The 13,974-nt window shown below is 68.1% G+C and carries 18 protein-coding genes; 12 read left to right on the top strand and 6 right to left on the bottom strand.

The features are described 5' to 3' along the window. Nucleotides 1–59 precede the first annotated feature (59 nt). From ACZYVJ_RS02775 to ACZYVJ_RS02765, 3 genes are all read left to right on the top strand, one after another. On the top strand, nucleotides 60–833 hold the full coding sequence (locus ACZYVJ_RS02775) for an enoyl-CoA hydratase/isomerase family protein (protein WP_463829617.1): 774 nt from the start codon (nucleotides 60–62) through the stop codon (nucleotides 831–833). After that, nucleotides 818–1,183, top strand: a complete 366-nt coding sequence (locus tag ACZYVJ_RS02770) for a DUF3253 domain-containing protein (RefSeq protein WP_463829616.1) — start codon at nucleotides 818–820, stop codon at nucleotides 1,181–1,183. The genes ACZYVJ_RS02775 and ACZYVJ_RS02770 overlap by 16 nt, the downstream gene beginning before the upstream one ends. Before the next feature lie 107 nt (nucleotides 1,184–1,290). Next, complete coding sequence (locus ACZYVJ_RS02765; protein WP_463829615.1) at nucleotides 1,291–1,962, top strand: cutinase family protein; 672 nt, start codon at nucleotides 1,291–1,293, stop codon at nucleotides 1,960–1,962. Between the two features lie 6 nt (nucleotides 1,963–1,968). Here ACZYVJ_RS02765 and ACZYVJ_RS02760 read toward each other — a convergent pair whose 3' ends face one another. Beyond that, nucleotides 1,969–2,643 carry an IF2 family translation initiation factor gene (locus ACZYVJ_RS02760; protein ID WP_463829614.1) on the bottom strand — a complete coding sequence of 225 codons (675 nt, stop codon included), beginning with the start codon at nucleotides 2,641–2,643 and terminating at the stop codon, nucleotides 1,969–1,971. A 27-nt stretch (nucleotides 2,644–2,670) separates the two neighbouring features. Next, complete coding sequence (locus ACZYVJ_RS02755) at nucleotides 2,671–3,228, bottom strand: CsbD family protein (RefSeq protein ID WP_463829613.1); 558 nt, start codon at nucleotides 3,226–3,228, stop codon at nucleotides 2,671–2,673. Between the two features lie 211 nt (nucleotides 3,229–3,439). Between ACZYVJ_RS02755 and ACZYVJ_RS02750 the strand changes: the two genes are divergently transcribed. The 6 genes from ACZYVJ_RS02750 (at nucleotide 3,440) to ACZYVJ_RS02725 (ending at nucleotide 6,471) form a co-directional block, all read left to right on the top strand. Then, nucleotides 3,440–3,988, top strand: coding sequence for a thioredoxin family protein (locus tag ACZYVJ_RS02750; RefSeq protein ID WP_463829612.1), 549 nt, complete (start codon nucleotides 3,440–3,442; stop codon nucleotides 3,986–3,988). A 62-nt stretch (nucleotides 3,989–4,050) separates the two neighbouring features. Continuing rightward, nucleotides 4,051–5,067: a zinc-dependent alcohol dehydrogenase family protein gene (locus tag ACZYVJ_RS02745; protein WP_463829611.1), complete on the top strand. Its 1,017-nt coding sequence runs from the start codon at nucleotides 4,051–4,053 to the stop codon at nucleotides 5,065–5,067. 65 nt (nucleotides 5,068–5,132) lie between these two features. Further along, nucleotides 5,133–5,387 (top strand): hypothetical protein, encoded by a 255-nt coding sequence (locus ACZYVJ_RS02740; protein ID WP_463829610.1) that lies wholly within the window; start codon nucleotides 5,133–5,135, stop codon nucleotides 5,385–5,387. A 304-nt stretch (nucleotides 5,388–5,691) separates the two neighbouring features. Beyond that, complete coding sequence (locus ACZYVJ_RS02735) at nucleotides 5,692–5,940, top strand: DUF6480 family protein (RefSeq protein ID WP_463829609.1); 249 nt, start codon at nucleotides 5,692–5,694, stop codon at nucleotides 5,938–5,940. Nucleotides 5,941–6,004: 64 nt separating this feature from the next. Next, nucleotides 6,005–6,223, top strand: a complete 219-nt coding sequence (locus tag ACZYVJ_RS02730; protein ID WP_463829608.1) for a DUF3072 domain-containing protein — start codon at nucleotides 6,005–6,007, stop codon at nucleotides 6,221–6,223. Beyond that, on the top strand, nucleotides 6,220–6,471 hold the full coding sequence (locus tag ACZYVJ_RS02725; RefSeq protein ID WP_463829607.1) for a hypothetical protein: 252 nt from the start codon (nucleotides 6,220–6,222) through the stop codon (nucleotides 6,469–6,471). Before ACZYVJ_RS02730 ends, ACZYVJ_RS02725 begins: the two co-directional genes overlap by 4 nt. A gap of 18 nt (nucleotides 6,472–6,489) precedes the next feature. Here the strand turns inward: ACZYVJ_RS02725 and ACZYVJ_RS02720 are convergent, their stop codons facing one another. Next, nucleotides 6,490–7,332 (bottom strand): MOSC domain-containing protein, encoded by an 843-nt coding sequence (locus tag ACZYVJ_RS02720; protein WP_463829606.1) that lies wholly within the window; start codon nucleotides 7,330–7,332, stop codon nucleotides 6,490–6,492. A gap of 62 nt (nucleotides 7,333–7,394) precedes the next feature. Further along, on the bottom strand, nucleotides 7,395–8,132 hold the full coding sequence (locus tag ACZYVJ_RS02715) for a C39 family peptidase (RefSeq protein ID WP_463832803.1): 738 nt from the start codon (nucleotides 8,130–8,132) through the stop codon (nucleotides 7,395–7,397). Between ACZYVJ_RS02715 and ACZYVJ_RS02710 the strand changes: the two genes are divergently transcribed. Continuing rightward, nucleotides 8,029–8,244, top strand: a complete 216-nt coding sequence (locus ACZYVJ_RS02710; protein ID WP_463833088.1) for a hypothetical protein — start codon at nucleotides 8,029–8,031, stop codon at nucleotides 8,242–8,244. The two genes, ACZYVJ_RS02715 and ACZYVJ_RS02710, sit on opposite strands and share 104 nt — an antisense overlap. A gap of 51 nt (nucleotides 8,245–8,295) precedes the next feature. Here ACZYVJ_RS02710 and ACZYVJ_RS02705 read toward each other — a convergent pair whose 3' ends face one another. Further along, nucleotides 8,296–9,678: a PPE family protein, SVP subgroup gene (locus ACZYVJ_RS02705; RefSeq protein WP_463829605.1), complete on the bottom strand. Its 1,383-nt coding sequence runs from the start codon at nucleotides 9,676–9,678 to the stop codon at nucleotides 8,296–8,298. Nucleotides 9,679–10,143: 465 nt separating this feature from the next. Here ACZYVJ_RS02705 and ACZYVJ_RS02700 point away from each other — a divergent pair, with 465 nt between their 5' ends. Then, nucleotides 10,144–11,310, top strand: coding sequence for a glycosyltransferase (locus tag ACZYVJ_RS02700; protein WP_463829604.1), 1,167 nt, complete (start codon nucleotides 10,144–10,146; stop codon nucleotides 11,308–11,310). Nucleotides 11,311–11,370: 60 nt separating this feature from the next. Then, nucleotides 11,371–12,414: a class I SAM-dependent methyltransferase gene (locus tag ACZYVJ_RS02695; protein WP_463829603.1), complete on the top strand. Its 1,044-nt coding sequence runs from the start codon at nucleotides 11,371–11,373 to the stop codon at nucleotides 12,412–12,414. A 9-nt stretch (nucleotides 12,415–12,423) separates the two neighbouring features. On the opposite strand, the gene ACZYVJ_RS02690 is transcribed toward ACZYVJ_RS02695, so the two are convergent. Continuing rightward, nucleotides 12,424–13,914: an FAD-dependent oxidoreductase gene (locus tag ACZYVJ_RS02690; RefSeq protein ID WP_463829602.1), complete on the bottom strand. Its 1,491-nt coding sequence runs from the start codon at nucleotides 13,912–13,914 to the stop codon at nucleotides 12,424–12,426. Nucleotides 13,915–13,974: the final 60 nt, after the last annotated feature.

Raw genomic sequence — 13,974 nt, 5'->3', positions numbered from 1 at the left:
GAACGGGTCTGGTCCCGGCTTATGGCGAGGTTGTGAGCCCGGCGCAATAGTCTGCAGTCATGAGTCTGGTCACCTATGAGCTGCAAGACCACGTTGCCACCATCACCCTGAACCGCCCCGAGGCGCGCAACGCCATCAACGGCGCGCTGCGCCAGGACCTCAACGCCGCCTGGGATCGCTTCCGCGACGACCTGGACGCGTGGGTCGGGATCCTGACGGCCAACGGCAGTGTCTTCTGCGCCGGCGGCGACCTCAAGGACGGTGAAGGATCGGTCGGCACGTTCGGCGGCACGTTCTGGGAGAAGCCGACCATCAACTCGTTCGAATCCGGCATGGAATTGTTCAAGCCGACCATCGCCGCCGTGCACGGCCCGTGCATCGGCTACGGCGTAACCGGCGTGCTGTTCTGCGACTTCGTCATCGCCAGCACCGAGGCCACGTTCTGCTTCCCCGAGGTGTCGATCGGCGTACCCACCATCGTCGGAGCCATTCGGCTCCCGCACCGGGTGGGCTGGGCCAACGCCATGGAGCTGCTGTTGACCGGCAAACCGATGAACGCCGAGCGGGCCAAGGAAATCGGCCTGGTGTGGAAGCTGGTCGAGCCCGACCAGCTGCAGGCCGAAGCCCAGGCCTGGGCGCGCACCCTCACCGAGGCCGCACCGCTGGCCCAACGGGCGACCAAAGAAGTGGCGTGGCGAACCGCCGACATGGGCTGGATCGAATCCGTGCGCTTCGGCGAGACCATGCGCAAGGTTGCCGGTGCGACCGAAGACGTCGCCGAGGGGCTGCGCGCCTGGGCCGAGAAGCGCAAACCCCAGTGGCGCGGCCGGTGACGGCCGGGGTTGGTGAGCGATTGCGTGCCGAACTGGGTCGCGTGCTCGACGGCGGGGGCCGCGGGGCCGACCACGCCGAGATCGCCCTCGGTGACGGGCCGATGCCGCAGCGCCTCGAGTCGTCGATACGGGCGCTGGCCGAACATCGTGGCCCGCGCAGCAGCATCTGCCCGTCGGACGCCGCCCGCGCGGTCGGCGGCGACGGTTGGCGCGAGCTGATGGACGACGCCCGCACGGCCGCACGGCGCCTCGCCAGGTCGGGCGACGTGGAGATCACGCAGCGCGGCAAGGTCGTCGACCCCGACGGCGACTGGTCCGGCCCCATTCGCATCCGAATCACCGGACGATAGGCATTGGCGTTGCGGTGCAACGCTATTCGTCCGCCCGAGCGTCGGTTCAACGTCGTGGTGTCAACCGCCGGCATCGCCGTAACCGACGATATGACAGGATTTCTCCCATGAGTGCACGCAGATTTGCTCGCTGGGTTGGTATCGCGGTTGTGACGACGTGGGCACTGCTGAGTGCACCCCTCGGAACCCCCACCGCCGTAGCCGATGGCTGTTCGGACGTCTCGGTGGTCTTCGCCCGGGGCACCCACCAGGAGCCCGGTCTCGGCAACATCGGACAGGCGTTCGTCGACTCGCTCACGTCGCAGCTCGGCGGTAAGTCCGTCGACGTCTACGCGGTCAACTACCCCGCCAACGACGACTACCACAACAGCGCAAACGCCGGTTCCAACGACGCCAGCGCACACATCCAGGACGTCGTCGCCAGCTGCCCGAACTCGAAGATCGTGCTCGGCGGCTACTCCCAGGGCTCGACGGTAATCGACCTGGCCACCAACGCAATGCCGCCCTCGGTGGCCGACCACGTCGCGGCCGTCGCCCTGTTCGGCGAGCCCACCAGCCAGTTCTCCACCATGCTGTGGGGCGGCCAGCCGCTACCGACGATCAACCCGGCGTATGGCTCCAAGGTCACCAGCATTTGCGCGCCCGACGATCCGATCTGCTCCGGCGGCGGCAACATCATGGCGCACGTCTCCTACATCGATGCCGGGATGACCGCCCAGGCCGCGACGTTTGCGGCCAACAAGATCAACCAGGGCGCCCGGAGCGCCCCGAGCGCCTGACACCCGTCAGTCCTTAGCCCGCTCCTCCTGGCGCTGGCGCTTCTCGGCGGCCGCCAGCTGCGCCACGCGATCCGCCTCGGCGCGCTGCTCGGCGGCCTCACCGAGCTTGTCCTCGGCCTCATCGACTTTGGCCGCCGAAGCCTTGGCCGCGGCCTTCTCGGCGGCTTTAGTCCTGTCTTCCACCTGGCGCTTGGCCGATTCGACCGTCTGCTTGCGCTGGGAGGCGGTCTCGTCGGCGCGCCGCTTGGCCGCGGCGCTGCGCTGCTGCGCCGATTGCGCCGCCTCGCGTTTGCGCTGCTCGGCGCCGATCCGGGCCTCTTTGACTTCCTGCTGGGTGGCCTTCTGCGCTTCCTCACGCTCCTGGACGGCCTCGTCGCGGGTGCTCCTGAGCTTGGCGTCGGCCTGCGCCTTCCTGGTCGCGGCTTGCGCGTCCAGTTGAGCCGCTTGGCCCAGCGTGTCGCTGCGTTCGACCAGGGCGGTCCCCCGCTCGGCGAGCGTCGCGTCGCCGAGCACATTCCCGATGGTGCTGTCGAGCATGCCCAGCGAACGCTCGTACAGCAGTCGGGCCGGCGCTTCCGTGGGGATGCGGTTGACGACCTGGTTCTCGATCAGCTGCAACGGGAATCGGGCGAGTTGGTAGTGAAACCGCAGGACTGCCAGCGGGACTTCGGAAATTTTCATCAACTTCTCCTGGGGTGAGGCCCGCCGTCAGGGCAGGTCGGCTTCGTCGGTCACGTTCTGGGCCTGGCGTCGCAGCCGGTCGGCCTCCGATGCTTCGTTGCGCGCCACCTGAACCGAGCTCTGGTGCTCGGCGACCGCGTCGACGATCTCCTCGGACGCCTCGCGGATCTCGGCGCGCTCTTCGGCCTTGGCCAGTCGGATGTCGCGCTGCGCGTCCACCTCGGCCTGGGTCTTCGCGGCGGTCGCCTGTTGGTGCGCCGCCCGGTCGGCCGCACGCTTCTGGGCGGCCTCCTGGGCCTCGATCGAATCCTCGGCGGCCACGGCCTGAGCGTTCGCCGCCAGGCGTTGTTCGGCGCCTTGCGCCCTGACTTCGGCGGCGTCCTCTTGGGCCTGTTTGGCCTGGGCTTCGGCCACGGCCTCGGTCGCATTCGCTTCTTTGCGTTGATGCGCCTGGGTCTGCTCGAGCTGCCCCTCGGCCGTCAGCGATTCGTTGCCCGTGACCGCGCCGACGACCTCTTTGGCTTTGCCTTTGACCGAGTCGATCAGGCCCCTACGAGCTTCGTCGGCCTTATTGTGCTCACTCATCATTCTCCTTGAGGCGTTGGCCAATCGTTCGTTGGTGTCAGGTGTGTAATTCCACGAACTGGGCCGATCAAACACGCACAGGGATCGGGTCACCGGGCGCCAGCCGAGGGAATTGCGCTCTGCGGATCGAATTTAGCTTTGGCGCAACATGTTTCGCGGTCGCGACTTCGTGTGGTGCGCGGACGGGCGATATGGCGATACTCTGGCCGGCATGGCCATCGAGTCCAGCATGCTCGCCCTCGGTACCGCCGCCCCGCCCTTCACGCTGCCCGAGCCGGCCACCGGCCGCACGCTCAGTCGCGACGATCTCACCGGCCCTGCCCTGGTCGTCACCTTCATCTGCAATCACTGCCCATACGTGAAGCACGTCGCCGACGGGCTCGCCACGCTCGGTCGTGACCTCGCCGAGCAAGGCGTTGCGATGGTGGGCATTTCGAGCAATGACGTGGTCACCTACCCGCAGGATGGGCCCGATCAGATGGTCGCGGAGGCTCGCAGCCATGGCTGGACGTTCCTGTACCTCTACGACGAAACCCAAGACGTCGCGCGCGCGTACTCGGCCGCCTGCACGCCCGACACCTTCGTGTTCGACGGCGAACGCAGGCTGGTCTACCGCGGCCAGCTTGACGACTCCCGGCCGAAAAACGGCCTGCCGGTCACGGCCGCGGACGTCCGCGCCGCGGTCGACGCGGTGCTGGCCGGGCAACCGGTGAATCCCGAACAGCGCCCGTCCATCGGGTGCGGCATCAAATGGCGTTGAGGAGCGGTTGAAAACATCGATTTAGGGTAGCTGGGCTCCCACTACCGCGAGAGGGAGGCGCAATGCGAGGAGCTGTCATCTACGGCGCGGGTGATGTCCGATTCGAAGACCTGCCGGAACCCGAGATCGTCGCCCCCACCGACGCGATCATCCGCACCACGGCGACCTGCGTGTGCGGCTCGGATCTTTGGGACTACCGCGGCATCAACCCCGTTCCCGAGCCCAAGCCGTTCGGTCACGAGTACTGCGGTGTCGTCGAAGCCGTCGGTAACGACGTCACCTCGGTCAGGCCCGGCCAATTCGTCATCGGATCCTTCTACGCCTCCGACGGCACCTGTCCGAATTGCCGCAACGGAGTTCAGAGTTCGTGCGTAAACCGCGTGCTGATGGGCGGCTGCCAAGCGGAGTCCGTGCGCATCCCGTGGGCCGACAGCAGCCTCGTGGCACTGCCCGACCAACCCGACGAGGAATTGATTCCGGACTTACTCACCCTCTCGGACGTGATGGGCACCGGGTGGTTCGCCGCCGAAGCGGCCAACGTCGCCGCCGGAATGACCGTGGCCGTGGTGGGTGACGGTGCGGTGGGGTTGTGCGCGGTGCTGGCCGCCCGCGAAAAGGGCGCCGAGCGGATCATCGCGATGAGCCGCCACGAGCCGCGGCAGCAGCTGGCCCGTGACTTCGGCGCCACCGACATCGTCACCGAACGCGGCGACGACGGAGTCGCCGTCATCAAGGAGATGACCGAGGGAGTCGGTGCCGACGCCGTGCTGGAATGCGTGGGCACCGGCCAGGCCATGCAACAAGCCATCCAGTCCGCTCGCCCGGGCGCCTTCGTCGGGTTCGTGGGCGTCCCCCACGATGTCGCAATCACCGGCGAGCAACTCTTCAGCACCCAGGTCGGGCTGCGCGGCGGACCCGCCCCGGTCCGGCACTTCCTGCCCTCCCTGATCGAGTCGGTGCTCGGGGGAAAAATCCACCCCGGCAAGGTGTTTGACCTGCGCCTGCCCCTCGATCAGGTCGCCGAGGCCTACCGGGCCATGGATGAGCGCCGCGCCATCAAGGCCTTCCTGCAGCCGTAGGTGAGGTCGGTCACTGCGCCGGCCGGCCGGACGTTCGCGGCATCTTTTCGGCTAACGTCGAGCGTATGTCCAAAGTCTCCGGCAACGACCTGGTCGACGACGTCACCCCTGGCGACATCATCGCCGTGGACCGCGGCTCGGGTGAACGGCCCTACAAAGTCGTCTTCAAGGATCCCAGCGACGCGGGGTATCTCATCACATTCGAGACCGACGGCGGTGAGACTTTTCAGCTCGACATGGCGGCCGGCACCCGGGTGAAACGGTCCCTCGAGGCGAAGTGGGGATCCGCGCAGAGCCCGACCCCAAACTCGGAGAACTGAAGCGCCGTCAGCACACCGCCTGACGCGGGATGTGTTGGCGGGCAGTCCTTTCGATGACCTACGCGCACGTGGTCCCCAGCGCATCGCGGACGACCGGGCGCCGACACCGCGGATGACGCCGGTGGGCGTCGGCAAGCTCCCGACGGGCCGGCCGTTTGGGCGGCGTCTGGGCGGGTATCGCCATGCCCCGACGGAGGGAGCGCGCGATGAGACCTGTTCCAGAGCCAACAGAACGCGTGCATCTGGCCGGCGACGTGGCCGAACACTTGCGGCACCGTCCGCTACGACGGGGCCGGTGGCACCCATGACCGCGCAACCTCCCGATCCTGACCCGACGCAAATACCGGGGCTGGAGCCAGGGGGGGGTGCCGCACCGGGCACCACTCCCCCGGCCGCGCCCCAAACCTCCGGGGTATCCGAGACCCAACCACCGAACACCCGGCGCTTCGCCTCGAGCTCGGTGCTCACCGTGCTCGCCGTCTGCATCTTCACCGTCGCGTTCATCGCGGTTGCGGTGCTGCTGGTGATGAAGATGGTCGGGGCGAGGGGTTAGCATGCCGAAACCAGCGACAACACTTCCTGATTACGTTGGCTCGGTAGCGGGCATAGCCACATGCATGGTCGACGATGCCGCGCAGGCGCCACAAGAGAATCCGGAAAAGGACCAGTCGCAGTGGGTGACCGGCGACGAACCCATGACCGGGCCGCAGCGCAGCTACCTGAACACGCTGGCACAGGAAGCGGGCGAAGAGATCCCGGACAACCTCACCAAGGCCCAGGCATCCAGCCTGATCGACGAGCTGCAACAGCGAACCGGGCGGGGCGGCGGCTCATGACCATCGGCGCCGAGGATGTGCGACGGCTACTGGCACGCCCGGACGCAGACGCGACGCTGGTGGTGATCGAGGGGCGTGCCGCCGTCGTCGCGCCGGCCGATCTGGAGTCCACCGAATACCGAGGCGCCCTGCAGGTCGCGACGCGCCAGGAATTGGTGCAGCGAGTCGGGCGCGAGGAGCTATCCGACCGCGAGGTGACCGAGCAGGCCGAGGAACTCGACACCGCGCTGCGCAATTTGGGCGGCTGATGCGTTGCTGCGCAGCTGTTATGGCCGGATGGTGACTCGGTCACCGACGCGGATGATGCCCTCGGCCGCCACCGCGAGGTAGGCACCCGCGCATGGCTGCGCGCCGTGACCGCCTGTGTTCAAACGGTTTTCGGCCGCGGGTATGCGAAGCGCCTGCGGGGCTCGCGGCAACGGCCCGTGCTCGAGCGTGGGGACCACGCAGCGCGACGTGGCCGTCAGAACGCGCAGCCGCGCCTCTCCGATTGCGATTTCGCCGCCCACCCAGTCGTTCTCGGCATAGGGCGGATAGTCCGGCGGCGTCGTGATCACCAGATTTGGGCGGTAGCGCAGCGCCTCCACGCCGATGTGCTCGAGGGTGGCCGTCGTGATCGCATGCAACGGGGCTTCGTCGGTGAACGACTCGCCCGGAGTGGCCGCGGCGATCCGCAGGATGCGGCCGTCGACCTCTGCGTCGAGACCGAGTTCCAGCAATTGCTCCGGATCGGGCCGCACCAGCGTCGCGCCGTCGGGGCGCCGGGTGACCAGCCGGACCCGCCGGCCGGTCAGCCGCGAGATCAGCTCGTCGACGCCGGGATCGTCGGCGGCCACGTCGGTTCCGTCGGGCAGGCTGATACGCACGCCCTGGGCATCGGCATGTGCGGTGCACGTCAACAGATCACGCCACAACCGCGGATTCTTGGCACTGGCCACGTGCCCGGTCTCACCGTCGAGGAGCGCCAGCCGGCGGTCGCCCTCGGCGCCGCGCTCGTCGACCAGCAGGCGATCGAGGGTTTCGCCGAGCATCGACTTGACCGGATAGCGAAGCAACGCCTGCACCCGCATCGGTGCGGCATCGGAGGCCTGGGCGGTCGAGTTGTCCATCACGCGCCTTCACTGAGGTTTCACTGCTCACTGTGCCCGAAATCGCCTGGCGTCACCAGGGATCAGCCGGGCGCCGCGGTCGCCACGATCGACTGATCGCTGGTCTTCCAGGCCGTCATGAACGTGGCGAAGCCGACCTGTTCGTCGGCGTGGTCGATACCGGGGTCGTTGAGGTGCACGATCGCTTTGCCGGTGTCGATGCCCGTCACGACCAGGAAATGGTCGGCCTTGGTGCGCTGGTCGTCGGCATTCAAGATGACCGAGGAGTTGACGAAGGCGATGACCTTGCGGTCCTTGGCCAGGTATTGCTCGAGGAGCGGGAGCCCGTTCTGGTCCCGGTCGGATGTGGAGGTCATCTCGGATTTGATGCCGAAGTGGTCGAGCAGGATCACCAGGTCGGACATCGAGATGCCGCTGTCCGGGCCAGAGTGGCTCGGGTCGTTCCGCGGCGCGTAGATCGGTCCGGGATTGGCCCCCGACGGCGTCGACTCCGCCAGATCCAGCATCTGCCGTTCGCTGGGTGTGTTGCCGGTGAGCTCGCCCACCACGTCGGCGATCGACACGAGTCCGCAGTTGTCCTCTAGCGATTGCGCCACCCAATACTTCGCCGCGGCGCCCGGGTTGCCGTACATGCCGGGGACGGTGGTCGCCGCGGGGCCGGCTCCTGGAGCCGGCGATGAATTAGTCTGTGCCGCAATGACCGTGGTCAACGAGCTGGTGGCGGCCGTGGTCGCCGGCGGGGCGCTACCGCACCCCGAAACGAGCGCCGCGGCGGCCAAACCGACGCATGCGCCGATCACGGCCGCAGGGGCGATCCGAAACGTGAGCATGAGCGAGGGAGTCCCGTCGACGGTCGAATGGCCAGCAAACGGTAGCACCCGCACCGCACCGCTACTGCCGAATAAACCGTGAACCTTTGTGCTCGCCGGATTGACCGATGAACGCGCAGCGCCGGACCCCGGATCAGCCGGGCAGCAGGCGCTTTTTCTGCTCCTCGAATTCCTGCTGAGTCAAAATTCCCGCGTCGCGCAGCGAAGCCAGTTCGCGCAACTCGGCGGCGATGCTGGTGATCGGGCCGCCCGCGGCAACCTGCGGTGGTGCCGTGGGCTCGGTCGTCGGCTCCTTCGGCGCCTCGCGCGTCGCCTTCTCGATCTCGCCGGCCCGGGCCCGCTCGCGACCCAGGGCGCCACCGGTACCGGCCATCGCGCGCCCAGCCATGCTCGCCACGGCCATCTGGCCGAACAAGCTGCCGGCGCCGGTGGGAGCGGCCGCGGCCGCGGCCTCCGCGACGGCGCCTGCGGTGGTGGTCGGAAGCACCAGCGCGGCCGGGCGAATCGCCGGGGCGGCCGCCGTCCAGCCGGGTGGCACCGACAAGCCGCCGACCGTGTTCGCCTGGCCCAGACCCGCCGATGCCAACGTTCCAAATCCGCCCGCCGGGTTCGTGATTACCGGAAACGGTGTGGGCGGCACCGCGCCGGCGCCCGGCCACGACTGCACCCCGGCCCACCCGCTGACGATGTCATCGGTGTGGAAACCGGTCAGCGCACCGGCGATGTCGAAGGGAACTGCGATCAACGTACCCGGCGTGTCGATGCTGAGCCCGGCCACGCTGGCCGGCGCATCGAGAAAGAACGTGACGAGATCGCTCCCCAGCCCCAGGACGTCCGTTGCAGACGCAGGGTCGACTGCGGCCAGCGGCGCCGCCGAGACGTTGCTCAGTAAGTTAGGAACCGCCGAAAACGATTGCTGCACGGCATTGCGCGTGCTCCCGGCGGCGGTTCCGGTGGCCTGGGCCACCGCGTCGGACTGGCCGGCGCCGGAATTACTGGCCGGGTCGGGTTGGGCGAACGGCGTCAACCGCGTCGCCGAGGCCGTCGTACCCGCGTAGCCGAACATGGCCGCGGTGTCACGCGCCCACATCTCGCCGTACTCCGCCTCGGTCGCGGCGATCGCCGGCGTGTTCTGGCCGAGGACGTTGGTCGCGACGAGCGCCGCCAGCTGGGTGCGGTTGGCCGTGACCACCGGGGGCGGCACCGTCTCGGCGAACGCAGTCTCGTAGGCGAAGGCCGCCACCCTGGCCTGGTTGGCGGTTTCTTCGGCCTGGGCGCCGGTGGTCCTCATCCACTCCAGATACGGGGTGATGGCCGCGACCATGGACGCCGACGACGGGCCGACCCATGGACCGGAGGTCAGGGCCGTGATCTCGGCCTGATAGGAGTTCGCCGTCGATTGCAGCGCGGCGGCCAATTCATCCCAGGCCATCGCGGCGGCCAGCATTGGTCCCGACCCCGGACCGGCGTACATGCGCGCGGAGTTGACCTCCGGCGGCAGTACTGCGAAGTCCATGCCGTTCTCCTCCGATCGCTTTCAGGGCCGCGAGGGCATCGATGGCATCATCGATGCGGGTCGTATGGGGATAGCCCACCGAGCAGCAAACAAATCGCACTCCCTCCGGTGCTGCCAGTCCCGCGAACGAAGACGGCCGAATAAGACCGTCCCCAGTGCTAGCGGACCGGTCTTAACGTTTGCAGGTGCTCCCACGTCAACGAATACAGCGAAATTGTTGCCGACGGTTAACGATAGGTTACCTGCACATGACAGCCGAAACTCACAAGGGTTCGGCTCGTATTGCGCAAATCACCCTCAGCCGGCTCTCAACGGGGCGGGACCGGTCCCGCTCAGCGTCGGGCGGCCGCTGTTCATGGGTGGGACTTGGCAAAAGACCAGTTCAGGCGGCGAGCGCGCGTCCGGCGGGTCTGACGGCGCCGGTTCTGCTTGGATTTGAGGCATCCCCGCGAGTGAGGTCTGTTGATGAAAATTGCGCTGGCCGCCTATGGCAGCCGAGGCGACGTCGAACCCTGCGTCGCCGCCGCACGCGAGTTGCACCGCCGAGGGCACGACGTCGTGCTCGGGGTGCCGCCCGACAAGCTGGGCATGGCCGAGTCGGCGGGGCTTTCCGCGGTAGCGTACGGGCCCGACAGCCGCGAGCAGATCAACATGGCGACCAATTTCGTTCGCAACGTCCAGAATCCGATGAGCGCTTTGCCGCAACTCATCGAGCGCGTCACCAAGGTGTGGACCGGTAAGAGCGACACGCTGGCCTCGGTGGCGGCCGGCGCCGATCTGCTGGTGGCCGGGATGAACGAGCAGCGGCTCGCCGGCAACGTCGGGGAACATTTCGGCATACCGCTGGCCGCCCTGCACTTCTTTCCCGCCGACACCTTGGAACTCGGCCGGCTGCAGTCCGAAGTCACCGGCGCGGCCGCAGCGGCCCAACGTCGGGCGCTTGGTCTGTCCGACAACCCGTCGACGCAGCCGGCGCTCGAGATTCAGACCTACGACGAGTTATGGGCGCCCGAACTGGCGAAGCAGTGGGCCGGGCCAGGATACCGACGGCCCTTCGTCGGTTCGCTGACCCTCGGGATGCCGGCCGATGCGGACGACAAGGTGTTGTCCTGGATAGCCGACGGGACGCCGCCGATCTATTTCGGATTCGGCAGCACGCCGGTCACCTCCCCCGCCGAAACGGTCGCGGTGATCAGCGCGGCCTGCACGCAGATCGGTGAGCGGGCGTTGATTTGCAGTGGCCCAAACGATTTCACCCATATCCCGCCCGCCGACCACGTGAAGATCGTGGACGCGGTGAATCACGCCACCGTCTTCCCGGCGTGCCGTGCGATCGTGCACCACGGCGGCGCAGGCACCACCGCCGCGGCCATGCGGGCGGGCGTGCCCATGTTGATTCTCTGGCTCTGGCTCGATCAGCCGATCTGGGCCGAGGCGGTCGGCAGGTTGGAAGTCGGCGTGGGGCGGGCGTTCTCGGCCTCCACCTTGGACTCGCTGGTCGCCGACCTGCGTTCGGTGCGGTCGGCGCACTACCTCAGCCGAGCCAGGGAGGTGGCCACCCAAATGAGCACACCCGCCGAAAGCGTCGCCAAGGCGGCCGATCTTCTCGAATCCGCCGCCCGCCGGGCGTAGCCGCGCCGCCCGCTTCGCCCAGCGGTGGTGCAAAGCCCGCCTGTCATGTAGAAGGTTCTCGTGCAGGATCCGCCGAATAAGTCGTTCGACCCGTCGATGCTGCGCGAGGCGATGATCAGGCGGCTGTATCGGCGATTGTCGGCCGAGGGCCACATCCGGGTGCCGGCGGTGCCGGGCCTGATCGACGAGTACGTCCAGCTGTGCAACAACGTCTGCGCCACCCTGGGCGTCTGGTGTCCACCCGAGCAGTCCGCACAGTTGCGGGCCGCGCTGGTAGCCGAGTTGGCGAAGGCCTTCAAGGCCTCCCCCCGTTCCGAGGTCCTCATCTCGTATGAGGCTCCATTCGGGACCGGCGTGAATTTCCGGGTCCAAGCCGATTGGCGCACGGTCGAGGCCGATTACGACCAGTGGATGGCGATCCGCCCGCCGCCGCTATTCGGGACCGAACCCGACGCGCGCGTGCTCGCGCTGGCGGCGGAGGCGGCCGATCCGTCGGTCTATCGGGTGCTGGACGTCGGCGCCGGAACCGGACGCAACGCCCTGGCCCTGGCCCGGCGCGGACACCCGGTCGACGCGGTCGAGATGACCGCGAAGTTCGCGGAGGTGATGGTCGCAGAAGCCGCCGGCGAATCGTTGGGCGTGAACGTCATTCAAAGCGACGTGTTCACCGCGATGGAGGGCGTACGCGATAAGTATCAGCTGATGGTGCTCTCGGAGGTGGTGTCCGACTTCCGCACGCCGCACGAGTTGCGCGGCATGTTCGAACTCGCCACCGATTGCCTGGCCCAAGGTGGGCGCTTGGTCTTCAACACCTTCCTGGCTCGCGACGGCTACGTTCCCGACGACGTCGCGGTGCAACTGAGTCAGCAGTGCAACAGCATGATCTTCACCCGCGACGAAGTGACCGCCGCGGCGGCCGGCCTGCCTCTGGAGCCGATCGCCGACGACGCCGCCTACGAATACGAGAAGGCGCGGTTACCGTCGGACGCCTGGCCGCCGACGGGCTGGTTCGAAGGTTGGGCCGGCGGCCTCGATGTGTTCGACGTCGAGCGTGGCGACTCCCCAATCGAGTTGCGCTGGTTGGTGTTTCAGAAGGCGGGCTGACACCGGCGGCTACGCGGTCAGATCGCGGGTCGCCGGCCCTTCCAGCAAGGTGCCGTCGGGCGCGAACCGCGACCCGTGCAGAGGACACTCCCAGGCGTTGTCGGCGTCGTTCCAGTTCACGATCCCACCCAGGTGCGGGCACACCGGCGAGACGCGGTGCTCGGTCCCGTCGACGCGGCAACGGGCCTGAAGGTGCCATGGCGGGCCACTCACCACACCGCCTTCGTCGTCGACCGGGCCGCGGCGGTGAGTCCGTATCGCCGGCGTGATCCAGCCCTTCGTCAGATTGAAGCCGACCTCGAGGTTGGCCTGCACGGCCGTCGCCAGCCCCGTCAGCTCGTGCGGACTCCAGCTGGCGAACGCGCGGGCCCAGTCCATCCGGCCGCCCAGGATGCGGCTGGACAGCGCCAACGCCGCGGCGGGACCGTTGGTCATCCCCCACTTGTTGAAACCCGTTGCAACAAAGATGCTTTCGGTGCTCGGCAGGATGGGGCCCACGTACGGCAGGTGGTCGATGGGCGTGTAGTCCTGCGCCGACCAGAAGTGGGTCTGCACGGCACCCGGATAGTGCTTGCGCGTCCACGTCGACAGCTCGTCCAGCGCCTCGGACGGACTCTTCTCGCGGCCCACGGTATGGCCGGCCCCGCCCACGATCAGCCGCTCCCCGTCCGCGACCGGCGCGTACCGCACCGACCGTGTCGGCGAATCGGTGGAGATCATCATCGGCCGGGTGATGTTGCCGGGGACCTTGAACGCCAAGCAGTAGGACCGGCTCGGCTTCACCCGCGCGAAGTATCCGCCGCGATCCAGGATCGGGATCCCGGTCGCGAGCACCAGCTGGGGCGCCTGCAGTTCGACGTCCCGCTGCGCGGCGTCGTTGACATGCACGCGCAGCTCCTTGCCGCGCCACGAGACCCGCCGCACCCGGGTGTGCTCGACCAGCCGCCCGCCGTGACCCAGCAGCTCGACGGCCAGCGAGTCGAGGAAGGGCATCGGGTCGAACTGCGCCTGATCGGCCAGCCGCACACCGCCGTGATACGCGAACGGCACCTCGGCATCGTCGTCCCACTCCGCCGGCAGGCCGACCGCCTGACACGCCGCGAGCTCGGCGCGCGCCGACGGGACGCCCCGCACGGACTGGGCGTAGGTGTAGGCATCCTCGCGCTGCACCGCCACGCCGTGCGCCTCGCAGTGGCCCAGCACCCACTCCTGGCCCTCGCGGTTGCCGTCGACGTACGCGCGCGCAACGTCTCGACCATGTCGTGGCAGCACCTTGGAAAGCTGACTGCCCTGCAGCAGGCTGATTTTCGCGGTGGTGTTTCCGGTCGCGCACGCCCCGACCGTGCGCGCCTCAAGCACCAGCACATCCTTGCCCGCGCGGGCCAGCAGCACCGCCGTCATCAGGCCGGTGATGCCTGCGCCCACGACGATGACATCGGCGGACGCGGAGCCCTGGTCAAGTCGGCTTGGGGCCCACGGCTGTTCGGTGCGTTCTGTCATCCACAAAGAAGTCACGGCTGAGCTGATACCCCAGCCGGGCCCGGGGAAACGCCGCGGCGA

The sequence above is a fragment of the Mycobacterium sp. IDUB_3 genome (assembly GCF_055419585.1).
The sequence above is the reverse complement of the archived record's forward strand: the minus strand, read 5'-3'. Positions and strand labels throughout refer to the sequence as shown.

Coding starts and splice junctions, on each gene's coding strand:
- ACZYVJ_RS02775 (WP_463829617.1), top strand. CDS start 60: ATGAGTCTGGTCACCTATGAGCTGCAAGACCACGTTGCCACCATCACC.
- ACZYVJ_RS02765 (WP_463829615.1), top strand. CDS start 1,291: ATGAGTGCACGCAGATTTGCTCGCTGGGTTGGTATCGCGGTTGTGACG.
- ACZYVJ_RS02760 (WP_463829614.1), bottom strand. CDS start 2,643: ATGAAAATTTCCGAAGTCCCGCTGGCAGTCCTGCGGTTTCACTACCAA.
- ACZYVJ_RS02755 (WP_463829613.1), bottom strand. CDS start 3,228: ATGAGTGAGCACAATAAGGCCGACGAAGCTCGTAGGGGCCTGATCGAC.
- ACZYVJ_RS02750 (WP_463829612.1), top strand. CDS start 3,440: ATGGCCATCGAGTCCAGCATGCTCGCCCTCGGTACCGCCGCCCCGCCC.
- ACZYVJ_RS02745 (WP_463829611.1), top strand. CDS start 4,051: ATGCGAGGAGCTGTCATCTACGGCGCGGGTGATGTCCGATTCGAAGAC.
- ACZYVJ_RS02740 (WP_463829610.1), top strand. CDS start 5,133: ATGTCCAAAGTCTCCGGCAACGACCTGGTCGACGACGTCACCCCTGGC.
- ACZYVJ_RS02735 (WP_463829609.1), top strand. CDS start 5,692: ATGACCGCGCAACCTCCCGATCCTGACCCGACGCAAATACCGGGGCTG.
- ACZYVJ_RS02730 (WP_463829608.1), top strand. CDS start 6,005: ATGGTCGACGATGCCGCGCAGGCGCCACAAGAGAATCCGGAAAAGGAC.
- ACZYVJ_RS02725 (WP_463829607.1), top strand. CDS start 6,220: ATGACCATCGGCGCCGAGGATGTGCGACGGCTACTGGCACGCCCGGAC.
- ACZYVJ_RS02720 (WP_463829606.1), bottom strand. CDS start 7,332: ATGGACAACTCGACCGCCCAGGCCTCCGATGCCGCACCGATGCGGGTG.
- ACZYVJ_RS02710 (WP_463833088.1), top strand. CDS start 8,029: ATGACCGTGGTCAACGAGCTGGTGGCGGCCGTGGTCGCCGGCGGGGCG.
- ACZYVJ_RS02705 (WP_463829605.1), bottom strand. CDS start 9,678: ATGGACTTCGCAGTACTGCCGCCGGAGGTCAACTCCGCGCGCATGTAC.
- ACZYVJ_RS02700 (WP_463829604.1), top strand. CDS start 10,144: ATGAAAATTGCGCTGGCCGCCTATGGCAGCCGAGGCGACGTCGAACCC.
- ACZYVJ_RS02690 (WP_463829602.1), bottom strand. CDS start 13,914: ATGACAGAACGCACCGAACAGCCGTGGGCCCCAAGCCGACTTGACCAG.